Genomic DNA, 12,709 nt, shown 5'->3' on the forward strand with positions numbered 1-12,709 from the left:
GGCAAACGGAGGTGGCTTTTTGTTCACGTTAGTTTCTGTTGGCCAACCGAGCAAGCCCCGACTTGGCCGCTTGGATCGGGGGCATCGTTGACGGTTCGGATCACCGAATCGCGATAGACGTCCGGCTATCGCGAACATCGACGCGGAACTAGACTGGTTTTCGCACTGTTTGGCAGGCACTCTTCTTCAAAGTCTCGCGTCTTCATCATCGATGAATCACGACACGGATTAGCAGCGTTTAGGCTGTTCCGGTAAGTCGATCGTGACGTTCAACGGATGGCTAACCTCAATTCGAGCAAACAGTAGCGGCAAGTCCTGTTGATTGGAGTCCCTGATTGGTCGGCCTCTTTCCCATTGTTTCTTTGTTGGCCGCATTGGCGCTGTCAATGATCGTCACTCGCGTTGCAGCGATGGCGCTAATGTTTACCGGGATGTCACGAGAAGCGGCAAAGTTTCAGGCTCGATCGGCGTTTACCGGTGCGGGTTACACGACTCACGAATCCGAGATGATTGTCAAGCATCCGGTTCGTCGACAGATCGTTGCGACGCTCATGTTATTGGGGAACTTGGGGGTGGCCACGGTCGGTGCGACCGTGATGGTTTCCGTCATGAGCACGAGCACTTCGACCGCACAAGCCCGTTGGTGGTTGCTGTTGGTTTTCGTCGGCGGCGTCAGCTCTCTGTGGTATGTCTTTACCAGTCGCTGGATCGAACGCCATATGAATCGCGTGATCGCGTGGTGCTTGAAGCGATTCACCGATATCGACGTCCGTGACTACGTCGCCCTGCTGGAACTGTCGCGAGGCTATGCAATCACCGAAATGCTAGTCGAAAAAGGTGATTGGCTTGCCGACAAGAACCTGGCTTCACTGCGACTTTCCGACGAAGGCATCCTCGTGCTAAGCATTCGTCGTTCCGGAGGCATCTTCCACGGAACTCCGCGTGGCGAAGACGTGGTCCGCGTCAACGATACGCTGATCCTCTATGGCGATCTGGAAGATGTTGAAAAACTCGATCGTCGTCGTGCGGGTTACCAGGGCGACAAGGAACACATTCAGTCAGTTGAAGAGCAGGATGAGTTTGAAGAACAGGAACGAATTCGGCTTCAGGAAATGGAATCAAAGCTAGAAGCGAAAAAGGAAATCGAAGCCGAACTTGCTGCCCACGCCGTTCAAACGACGGATGGAAAAAACTAGTGGATCCAAGACCGAGGCGATCGATCACACCAGCAACGAACGAATTGCGGTCGCCGAGGACGCGATCGCCGACGGGAACGCTGTTCTTGCACCATTGAGACCTAAACGCGAACCCAGTCCTTCAGACGGGCGTGTTCAAAGATCATGTCGTGCTGCACTTGCAGGTCTTGTCCCATGCCGGCTTCCATCGCTCTCTGGTACATCGCCATTGCGATTCCAACATCGACGTAGGCAAGACCGACGGCGTTGAAGTAGGTACGTTCCTGGTCGTTCATGCGGCCTTTCTTCTTGCCGCTGATCAGATCGATCAAGTCGCAGTGGATGTCGTCATCTGTAAGCTTGCCATCCTTGTACATGCGGCTCAATGTTTGCGTGCGATGCTTCACCGTGTTCCAGTCGTCGCAGACGATTTTCTCACAAGCCAGCGCCACCGCGTACTCGTCTTCCCAGCCACCGACGTGGCTGTAGAAAGCACCGGGTTTCATCCAAGAGGCTTTCAACAACGGCGCTTGCGCGCTAGTGGCCGTGACAATGACATCTGCGTTACGGGTGGCGCGTTCCAGATCCGAGTTTGCTTGCTCGAATTGCAGGCCGGGAAGAATCGCCGACATCTCGTTGACGAACGTCACTTCCTCAGCAGGATCCTTCGCTGCGACTCGGCACAAGCGAAGATCCGGAAGCACCGTCTTCATCGCAATCAGGTGCATCTTTGCTTGTTCCCCGGCCCCAATGAAACCGATCGTCTCGGAATCTTTCTTGGCCAAGTGTTTCGCCGCAATCGCGCCCATGGTTCCCACACGAATGTTGGAACAAAGGGTTCCCTCCATAAATGCGATGGGAAAGCCGTGCTCGATCTCCGAAAGAATGATCACCGCAGACAGATTTTGAATGCCATGTTTGACCGGGTTCGGCGGGAACACCGATACCCACTTCACACCACAGATTTTGTCGGACTTGAAAGTCGCCGGAAGGCAGTTGATTCGTTCTTGCGTTTCATCGTTGAAGATTTGGACGATCTTTTCTGGAAACAAAACGTCCCCCGCTTCGTAAGCGAGCATGGCCTTTTCGGCCGCCTCGATCGACATCCCGATATCGAGACATCCGGACCCTAAAAGATCTTCTTGAGAAAAGAAGCGACATTTAATTTCGTGTTGTGCCATTGCCTCACCTTGCGTGGTCGTTCTGCGATTACGAGTAACGCAAGACTGCGACTTAGCCACAATCGATTGCATCATCGTTGTTCAGTGAAACGCATGTTTCGGACCAAGACGCACAGTGCTGATTTCCGTGCGATTACCGCACAGTGAATGCGATCCAGGCGCGCCCATCGGCACAAGCAGACGCAAAAAATGTGCGAGTGCACGTTCTCTCAGATGCCCACGTTGACCCATCGAAGGAAGTCGAGCAACTTTTTGCTAAGCGGCGTCAACCGGGTGCGATTGAATTGATCGCCCAGTTTGCGAATCGCTTCGGCTTGCGTCGGATAGGGATGGATCACGGCGGCAATTTTCCCCAGACCTAAGCCGCCGACCATCGCCAGTGTGATCTCCGAAATCATATCGCCCGCATTCTCAGCAACGATCGTCGCGCCGACAATCGTATCGGTACCTTTCTTGGTGTGAACTTTTACGAATCCGTCGTCCTGTCCTTCAAGAACCGCACGATCGACTTCGGCAAAGTGCTGGACGTAGGTGTCGATCTCGATGCCGGCGCTCTTGGCCTCCCTCTCGTACAACCCTACATGGGCAACTTCTGGCGACGTGTACGTTGCCCATGGGATGACCAAGTCGCTGGCCTTCTTCTTCCCAAACGGTCCAACGGCAAACAGCGCGTTTTGAATCACGATGCGCGCTTGGAAGTCGGCCGCGTGCGTGAACTTGTACTTCGAACAGATGTCGCCCGCAGCATAAATGCGAGGGTTGGTGGTCCGCATGTGATCGTCGACTTCGACTCCCTCGCGGTCGTACCTCACGTTGACGGATTCCAAGTTCAAGTGCTCCGTATTCGGCGCCCGTCCGGCCGCGATCAACAACTGATCGACAATCGTCTCGCTCGGCATGCCACTTTGATTGACACGGATGCGAATTGCGTTGTCGCTTGTCGGGCTGACGCTCATATCCTTGCTGTGGAACATCAGTCGAATGCCGTCTCGTTCCAAGTGCTTTTGCACCACCGCCGAAGCTTCCGCATCCTCGCGTGGAAGAATCTGATCGCCACGTTGGAACATGTGTACTTCGCTACCAAAGCGAGCAAATGCTTGTGCCATCTCGCTGCCGATGGGGCCGCTTCCGACAATGCCAAGCCGATCGGGCCGCTGCGTCAGCGAGAATAAAGTCTCGTTTGTCAAATAGGAAACGCTTTCCAATCCGGGAATCGGTGGTGCCGATGCGCGGGCGCCCGATGCAATCACGGCTTTCTTATAATTCAACCGCGTCACTGAACCGTCGTCGCGAGTCACGCTGATCGTGTCGTTGTCGACAAACGATCCCTTGCCGAAGTAAACATCGATCCCCATGTCGGCAAACCGCTTGGCCGAATCGTTGGGGCTGATCTTTGCACGCAGACGCCGCATCCGCTCCATCGCTTGCCCAAAGTCGACCGTCGTGCCGTCGGGAACGTGGACTCCGAAAGGTTGTGCATCACGCACCGCTGCCGCGACGCGTGCCGCGCGGATCATGCCTTTCGACGGCACACAGCCGACATTCAAGCAGTCGCCGCCCATCAGCTCTCGTTCGATCAACGCGACGCGTGCACCCAATCCCGCGGCTCCGGCTGCGGTGACAAGCCCCGCAGTGCCGGCACCGATCACGACCAAGTGGTACGGACGACGCGGCGTCGGGTTGGTCCAATCCTGCGGATGGACGTTCGCTTGCAGTTGGCGATTGTGGTCGTCGGCAGGCTGCAGTTGAATCAGGTCGGAAGTTGCCATTTGTTTCTCGAGATCCGTAGTCAGCGGTGGGCGAATTGAGTCGTCGGTGTCGATCAAGCGTTGGATACGTCATCGCCGGAAATGCCTGGCGGTATCCTGTCGCGGCCATACCACTTCATCGCCAACCGAACGACCAGCGGAAACAGCCCCAAGCATACGAAAGCACTTGAGATCTGAATCAGTTGGCTTCGGTTGAATACGGCACCAACGCCATCGTCGGCGAGCGTTTGTAAATCGGGGACGCTTGATCCGGCGTACACATAGACGATGGTCGCAGGCAGCATGCCCAGTTGACTGACCCACCAAAACGTACCTGTGCGGATCGGCGTCAAACCCATCACGGCGTTGATGACGAAAAACGGCACAGCCGGAATCAGTCGCAGCGTGAATAAGGAAGACGGACCTTCCCTTTCTAAAGCATCGTTGAATCCTTGCAGCCGGTGTCCGAATCGTTTTTCGATCGCTTCGCGAAACAGGAATCGGCTCAACAGAAAAGCGACGGTTGCACCCGCGGTTGAAGCAAAGCTGACCAATACGACTCCGCGAAGCAAACCGAAGTACCACCCGTACACCAACGTCAACACGGCGGCCCCGGGAAGCGAAAGTCCGGTGACGACGACGTACACCAAGAACGCGGCCCCATAGACCAGCACAGGGTGGTCCGCTTGCATCGTTCGGAGTTGAGCTTCCTGCTTGGCCAGACTCGAAAGGCTGAGTAAGTCACCGAATTGCGTGTAGGCAACCAAAATGATCGCCGCAACAAACAGAAACACGACCACTTTCTTGGTTTTTCCAGAGTCGTTGTTACCGCGAGGCGTTTCGATTTCGGTCGTCATGGTTTTCCTTCTCCTTGATATGACGCACCTCCATCGGTATCCGCCAAGTTTGGCGACTGTCGTCCAGGCGGCTCAGCCCGGCGGCTGTGTTTTCCGCACGGAAACCGCGTGATGGATTCGCTCGCGAATACGGACCAGATCGACGGATCAGTCATCCAAGCCCAATTCGGACAGGATGTCAGCCAATTCGCCCCGTTGGGCGTCGGACATCCCTGCTGAACGATCGATGGTCAAATTTGCCCGCTGGCCCGTTCGCGGCAAGACGGCTTCGACATGGATCAGTCCATCAGTGTCATAGCGGAACGACACATCGACGGGCGTTCCGGCGGCCAAATGGGGCGGCAGTCCGTGAATCACGCATCGACCAATCGACGTCGAATGACGGCCGGTTGCGTCACCGCCTTCGACCACTTCAACGACGACGTTGGGTTGATTGTCCGTGTTCGTTTCCAATCGTGATACTCGCGTCACCGGCAAAGGTGTGTTGCGGTGAATCATGATATGGTTGACGCGGCAGTTGGTCTTTTTGTCGATCCCGATGACGCCCAAATGATGCGAGTTGACATCCGTTAGCTCAAGCGACGGAGGGTTTTCCGGTGCATTTTCTTGATGCGCGCTCTCGTAGTACTCTAGCATCGAAGCGTATATCGCAGCGCCGTGGGCAACCGCTTCGTCCGCCGAAATCGACGCGTCCGGTTCGATGCCGGTTTCCTTGGCCAACATTTCTCGGATCTGCGGCATTCGCGTCAATCCGCCGACCAACAGGATGCGATCGACTTCGATCCATGAAATTTTAGATTCATTGATCAATTTGGAAATCGTGAATCGCGTTCGATCGAGCAAGTGCGCCGTCAACTCTTCGAACAATTCTCGTGTGATCTTGGATTGCATTCGGTGGGAATCGAACACCAATCGTACGTCAACCGACCGTCGCGACGTCAGGGAGTGCTTGAGCTCTTCGGCTTCTCGCAACAGAAACGTTTCGCCGCCTGGCAATCGTGACGGGTAGGCACCGGATTGGGCGGCGAATTCGTCGTCGATCCATCTTGCCAGGCACTTGTCCCAATCCATGCCGCCCAGCATCGCGTTGCCATCGGTTGCCAGCACGTCGAATTTTCTTCCATCGACGCGGACCAGCGAAGCGTCAAACGTTCCGCCGCCCAAGTCGTAGACCAATACCGTTTGAGGTCCTTGCAGTTCGGATTGCTTGTCGACACCCCAAGCGATCGCCGCCGCCGTTGGTTCGTTGATGACGGCGCAGACTTCTAGGCCTGCCAATTCGCCCGCAGCAATCGTGGATCGACGTTTGGGTTCATTGAAATAGGCCGGAACCGTGACCACCGCGCGGTCCACTGGGCGTCCCAAACGCGATTCGGCATCGCGTTTGAGTTTCCCAAGAATCAGCGACTGAATCATTTCGGGCGGATACGTCTTGCCACCGATCGACTTGGAAAAACCGTCTTTTCCCATTTCGCGTTTGACAAAGGTAGCGACTTGATCGGGCAGCAGTCGCGATGCTTTGACGGCTTCTTTTCCAACCGTCACGCCATCCAGTTCAAACAACACGACCGACGGCGTCGTGGGTTCACCTTCGCTGTTGAAGATCGTTGTTGATTTGCCGCCCGGTTCTGCCCACGCGATCACACTGCGGGTCGTGCCCAAGTCGATTCCCACGACCAGTTTTCGTTCCGGATCGATCACCATGACAACGTTGCTTCGAGTGTACGGTCGGTTCCCGCGTTTTGGATCACCAACGAGAACCAACTTTGGCCGTCCCAGTCTTTCGGCGCCCAACGCTGCAAGTCGATGTCGTAAGAATCGCGGCGTCCCAAGTCGGTGATGGTTTCCGGTTCCATTGCTGTTCCCCACAGTGGCATTTTCGAGAACGTACGTCCTGGTTCCAAAGCCAGCCCCAGAAACACACGCCGAGTGTATCCGGCCGGTGTGTGGTAGTCGACGACGAACCCGCACTTGGTAAACGCATCGACCGTGACCATGTCCGCGGGCGTAAGCGATCCTTTGACGGTCAGCTTCTTGACGGATCGCAGCTCGATCCCCGCCTCGGCTTGCCCCAGCCCATCCGGTCGCCTGCCGATTCCGACCACCAAAGTGCGATCGTCAGCCCGCGCGATGCTGCGGAACTCGCTGCTCGTCCGCGTGCGTCGATCCAGAATCATCGGACTTTGGTCGTCACTGCTTGCCGGCGGGCTGCCTGCTAACGAGATCGTGTTGGTCACCGGATGGTCGGGGTATTTCGCAACCAGTTCGTCAACACGCTGGTCGATCTTTTTGCGAACCAAACCCGTTGCGGCGCCCTGTGCTGCCAGATACCAAGCCATCGCGTGCGTCAACACGGCGTTGCGACTTTGCGGGTCGGGCATTCGGTCGCCCAAGTCGTACCAACCGTCGGCGACCGCAATTGCGGAATTAACGTCTTTGTTGTCCACGATTTCGGATGTTGCGACCGTCGTGATAGGAGCATCGGGACCGGCGGCCAAGAATTTCAAACCTTCGTCCCAGCGGCCGCGGTACAGACACAAATATACGCCGACCTTCTGGTTCATGATCGGGTCGTCGGGCGAAAGGGCCAACGCCTTCTTGGCCGTTTGGTAGTCCGCAAGCAGTTTCGCGTCGTTGGTGACTTTCAACTGGACGGCGGCCAACGCGTGGCGTCGTGTGGACACGATCCGGTCCCCAAAGTGCTGGGCAACGAACGTTCCCAACTTCGCAGCGTCGTCGAAGCGTTCGGTGGCGGAAAGTTCTTCCATGCAGTCGGTTGTGGCACGTACGAAGCTAGAAATCTGGCTGCCGGTAACTTTGTCTGCTGTCGATTTCAGCACTTCCATCTTCATCGTGCCGCGGTCGACGTCACGGTACCCATCGCCGATCGAGTCGACGATGGTGATCGCCGGACCATAGGCACCCTCGCGGACCAAGATGTCACGGGCCACTTTCCAAAGCGCGAATCGGCCGACCGGGTCGTCAATCGTTTGCACGCCATCTTGCTGCATCTGCTGGGCTAAAGAAATTTTCTCATTCGTGGTTTTCGCGTCGCGGTATTTCTCTTTGTACAACTCGCTGACAAGCGACATCGCCTCGTCGAGCGGTTGGCCCGATGGCAGTACGTCTAGATCAACGCTTGGTTGTGATTCACCGGACTCACTCGATTCGGCGGGCAAGCCAGTGGCTGGGTGCCCGAGGTTGGCTATCGCATCGGACTGCGTTGGCACCAAAGGTGACTCATTCTTTGACGATGCATCATTTGTTGCCAATGGTTCCATCGTCGCTTGCTTAAGATTCGACGTCGCAGTGCCACCCGGTGGGTCAGCGGTCTCGTCTCGGTTTGCATCAGCGATCGTTTGGGGCGACGGCGCCGTGTCGACGGGCAAGGCCTGGGACTCAACGGTGATGCCCAACTTTGCCGCGCGCTGCGGGTCGAGCGACACCCAGCCTCGCTTCAGTGCAACGCCGATGCACAACAGCCCCAACACAGCCAAGAGGGTCGAATAGTGCCAGTAACTCAGCATCGGCTGTCCCCCACGGACTCTCGGCGGACGCCGCACTCGCACGACGGGTACAGGCGCAGTCGCTTGCGGCGATGTCACCGGGTCGACAACCGGCGTCGGTTGCGCTGTGGCGGCAGGCATGACGGGCGCGATCTCAGGGGCAGGGGTCGGCTCTGCGACGTTCGAAGTTGCTTGGCTGAGTCGTTTCAACCGCTCGTCATAGGCACGTTTGCGTTGTGGCGACATCAAGCACAGTCGCGCCGCAGAAACTTGATTGGAAAGATCCTCGGCATCGGCCGCGTGCTCGCCGCCGCTCATTTGTTGCAAATATGCCAATCGCTTGTCGGCGGCTGCGTCGATCACTTCACCATCGCTGTCGAACGTATCGATTCCCAACAATCGATAGTGGTTCGGCGGTTGTTGTTCAGGCGGGATGCCGAGCCATTCGTGAAGCGGATCAAACATAAGTGGCGAGCGTGGCAGAGCCGAACGAGTCAAGCGAATGGATACGGAAGTCAACAATCCAGGATGACGATGAAGCCCCCGGCGGACGGGTGCGATTGTACGCGGTAAATGCGCCAGCGAAAAACGTCTGTTCAGATTATCATTGCCGCACGCGAATTTAGTCCGCGTTCCTGCCCGTATCCGAACCCGCCACCCCACCGATTGCCATGCATTCTCGCGTGCCGTCACGATTTATCGCCTTTTCGGTCCTCTCATTCTGTCTTGTCGGTGCGGTGAATCGATGCCCCGCCGATGATCTGGAAGACGATTTCCTGGTTCAAGGCGAATACGTCGGCGATCAAACCGGCATGCAAGTGGTCGGGCGCGGTGACGGCGAATTCGATCTGGTGATCTACGAAGGCGGCTTGCCCGGTGCAGGTGCCCAGCCGGCGCCGCCCCGGCGGGTTTCGGGGGATGCCGATGTCGTGGCGAATCTTGCCGATTCGATGGGACTGAAAAAAATCGAGCGACAAAGTCCCACGCTCAATGCCCAACCGCCAATCGGTGCTGTTGTTTTGTTTGACGGAACGCAAGCCTCGATCGATCAACATTGGGCCAAGGGCAAGCTTGCCGAGGGCGGATTACTTGCCGAAGGTGCGACAACGAAAGACGTCTTCCGCGACTACAAACTGCACGTCGAATTTCAAACTCCGTTCATGCCAAAAGCATCTGGACAAGCCCGTGGCAACAGCGGTGTGTATCACCAAAGTCGCTACGAAACACAGATCCTTGATTCGTTCGGTCTCGAAGGCAAAGACAACGAAACCGGCGGCATCTATACCGTCAGCCCCCCGGCCATCAACGTTTGCTATCCACCACGATCCTGGCAAACGTACGACGTGGATTTCACAGCCGCACGATTCGACGAAAACGATAAGAAGATTGCCGATGCACGGATGAGCGTTCGGCTCAATGGTGTGATCGTTCAAAGTGACGTCGCCGTTCCCAACGCGACACGCGCAGCCCGCTTGCCCGAAGGCCCCACGCCTGGACCGATCGACTTGCAAGACCACGGGAACCCGGTTCGGTTTCGAAACGTGTGGATCGTGCCGCGTGATTCGGACAAAGAAGCTCGACGCCCGATCGTTCCCGGATTCGAACGTTTCTTTGCCGCCAGCTCTAACCCGTCCGTCGACGGCGGCCAAGTCTTACTCAGTTCGTTGGCCTGCGGTGCTTGTCACGCGGGCGCCGACAGCAGTGTCTTGCCGACCCAGCGGGGGCCTCATTTGTCGGACGTCGTCTCGCGCGTTCGAACCGATGCGTTGGTCGCGATGATCGCCAACCCACACGATGCCAAGCCGGGCACTACGATGCCCGACCCTTGGCCGGGACTTGATGAACCGGCGCGACGCGAACGCGCCGTCGCGATCGCCAGCTATTTGATTGATCAAGGCAAAGGCCACTTGGTGGATCGCGCCGCCAGTCAAGACATGGCCGATGCCGGCCGCGATCTTTACCATCGCATCGGCTGTGTCGCATGTCATGCCGGGTTCGATGGGAACAAGACACCTGCGTCGACGTCGGTCCCGCTGGGCAACCTTGCCAAAAAATACTCGTTGGTCTCGCTGGCTCGGTTTCTACAGAACCCGCATGCGGTTCGTCCCGGCCTTCGCATGCCCGCTCTCACTGGGACGACCGAAGAAGCTTTCGCAATCGCCGCGTATCTGACGGGTGACGTCACCATCCAACCGTCTGCGGCCAAGTTTCAACGTCGTATCTATCGCGGCAAATGGGAACGATTGCCCGATTTCGAAAGTCTCGATTTAGACAGCTCCGACACGGTGACTGATTTGAAAATCGACGACATTCAACCCAAGAACAATTACGGAGTCGTGTTCGAGGCGTTGTTGCCGATCGCCTTCGATGGCGAGTACACCTTTCGCTTGACCAGCGACGATGGCAGCGCGTTCTCGATCGGCGAGAACCGGTTGGACAATGACTTTATCCACGCCGAAAACACCGTCGAAGCCACCTATAAACTCGCCGCCGGCGTCTACCCGATCCGAATCGAATACTTCGACGCTGGCGGTGGTGCGGCTCTTTCGCTGACAATGGTAGAGCCGAGTTTTGGTGAGTCCAAGATCGCGAATTTGATCTCCGATCCGGCACATGCGAATCTAGACTTCTTACCGTCGAAGTTCACGGCCGACAAAAGGTTGGTCGAACAGGGACGCAACTGGTTTGTCAGCGCCGGTTGCAAAAATTGTCACGCGATGGAGGATGACTCGAACGCAATCGTTACGGTTGCCACGGCGATCGACGGATGGAACGCCGATCGCGGATGTTTGGCGGCACAGCCGGCCGCCCCGGCGGTCGACTATGAATTGAATGCCGCCCAACGAGCCTCGATCGTTGCCGCGATGCAGTCCAAGTCGTCGGCGACGCCCGACGCGGTGGACGACGAGAAGCGAATTCATATGACGATGGCCGGACTGAATTGCTACGCGTGTCACGCACACGGCAAATTTGGCGGCGCCGAAATTTCTCGCGACGCGGTGTTCCAAAGCACCACACCGGAAATGGGATTGGAAGGCCGATTGCCGCCGGCGTTGGATGGTGTCGGCGACAAGCTCAACGATACCTACTTTGCCTCGACGATCGACAAAGGTGCCAACCTGCGTGACTACATGCTGACCCGCATGCCGGCGTTCGGGTACGAGGAACTTCGAGGTTTGCACAAATCGTTCAACACCACTGATCGACGCACCGACGTCAAAGCCGCGAACAATCCGCAAAGTCACGAAGACATCGTCGCGGCCGGTCGCCAAGCCGTCGGCAACAAGGGGCTGGCGTGCATCAAGTGCCACAGCTTCGGCGGCGACAAGGGAGGCGGGCTCGGCGCAATCGACATGCTGGAAATGACGAACCGCCTTCGATTCGAATGGTTCCACCGTTATCTGCAAGATCCGACGGCCTATCGACCGGGAACCCGAATGCCCAACAGTTTTGTCGACGGCAAGTCGGCGCTCGTGGATCTGTACGACGGTGACCCGCCGCTGCAGATCGACGCGATGTGGCAATACTTGCTCGACGGAAAACAAGCCAAAGAACCCGAGGGACTGAAGGCGGGTGCGATCATCTTGGCAGCCGATACGAAGCCGCGGGTCTATCGAAACTTCTTTACCGATCTGAGCGCCCGTGGGATAGCGGTTGGTTATCCCAACGGCATCAACTTGATTTGGGACGCCGAAGCAATGACTCTCGCCCGTGTTTGGCGAAACAGTTTTATCGACGCCTCGTTGCACTGGGTCGGTCGCGGACAAGGGCGCCAAGAACCGCTCGGTGATTCGGTCATTCGCGTCGAAGAGTCGACTCCGATCGCCGTGTTGTCATCGATCGATGATGATTGGCCGACGGAAATCGGGCGTGATCGAGGTTACCGATTCGGTGGTTACCGATTGGATCAGGCCGGTAACCCGACGTTCGCTTACTCGATTGGCGAAACCAAAGTGACGGATGCACCCATGCCACCCGCCGGTGCGAAGCCCATGATGATTCGCAAGATCACCGTCGATCGCGGGGCATCGGATGAATCGCAGACGATTGTTTGGCAGTTTGCGACCGGAAAAATATTACCCGTGGCGGGCGGTTTCCGCGTCGATGACAAGTTCACGATTTCTGTAGAAGGCGCTGACTGCCAGATCGTTTCGACTGGCGATGCTCAGTCGCTTCGGGCGGTCTTGCCGATCGGCCCCGCCGTTTCGATCACCGAAACGATCCGCTGGTAAATGCGTCTCT

At 57.0% G+C, this 12,709-nt stretch carries 7 protein-coding genes; 2 read left to right on the forward strand and 5 right to left on the reverse strand.

Annotation, left to right across the window (positions count from 1 at the left end; all coding sequences use genetic code 11):
* The first annotated feature begins 335 nt into the window (after positions 1-335).
* Positions 336-1,196 carry a TrkA C-terminal domain-containing protein gene (locus Poly51_RS12940; RefSeq protein WP_222435843.1) on the forward strand — a complete coding sequence of 287 codons (861 nt, stop codon included), beginning with the start codon at positions 336-338 and terminating at the stop codon, positions 1,194-1,196.
* Positions 1,197-1,297: 101 nt separating this feature from the next.
* Here the strand turns inward: Poly51_RS12940 and Poly51_RS12945 are convergent, their stop codons facing one another.
* The 5 genes from Poly51_RS12945 to Poly51_RS12965 all read right to left on the reverse strand — a co-directional run bounded on the left by Poly51_RS12945 (position 1,298) and on the right by Poly51_RS12965 (position 8,932).
* On the reverse strand, positions 1,298-2,281 hold the full coding sequence (locus Poly51_RS12945) for an ornithine cyclodeaminase family protein (RefSeq protein ID WP_246114465.1): 984 nt from the start codon (positions 2,279-2,281) through the stop codon (positions 1,298-1,300).
* A gap of 284 nt (positions 2,282-2,565) precedes the next feature.
* Positions 2,566-4,125: a mercuric reductase gene (locus Poly51_RS12950; protein ID WP_146458101.1), complete on the reverse strand. Its 1,560-nt coding sequence runs from the start codon at positions 4,123-4,125 to the stop codon at positions 2,566-2,568.
* Between the two features lie 53 nt (positions 4,126-4,178).
* On the reverse strand, positions 4,179-4,961 hold the full coding sequence (locus tag Poly51_RS12955) for a TVP38/TMEM64 family protein (protein ID WP_146458103.1): 783 nt from the start codon (positions 4,959-4,961) through the stop codon (positions 4,179-4,181).
* A gap of 147 nt (positions 4,962-5,108) precedes the next feature.
* On the reverse strand, positions 5,109-6,665 hold the full coding sequence (locus Poly51_RS12960) for an Hsp70 family protein (RefSeq protein WP_146458105.1): 1,557 nt from the start codon (positions 6,663-6,665) through the stop codon (positions 5,109-5,111).
* Complete coding sequence (locus Poly51_RS12965; RefSeq protein WP_146458107.1) at positions 6,659-8,932, reverse strand: hypothetical protein; 2,274 nt, start codon at positions 8,930-8,932, stop codon at positions 6,659-6,661. The genes Poly51_RS12960 and Poly51_RS12965 overlap by 7 nt, the downstream gene beginning before the upstream one ends.
* Positions 8,933-9,138: 206 nt before the next feature.
* On the opposite strand from Poly51_RS12965, the gene Poly51_RS12970 reads away from it, so the two are divergent.
* Positions 9,139-12,699, forward strand: a complete 3,561-nt coding sequence (locus tag Poly51_RS12970) for a family 16 glycoside hydrolase (protein ID WP_146458109.1) — start codon at positions 9,139-9,141, stop codon at positions 12,697-12,699.
* Positions 12,700-12,709 lie beyond the last annotated feature (10 nt).

Source organism: Rubripirellula tenax, assembly GCF_007860125.1.
Taxonomy (GTDB): domain Bacteria; phylum Planctomycetota; class Planctomycetia; order Pirellulales; family Pirellulaceae; genus Rubripirellula; species Rubripirellula tenax.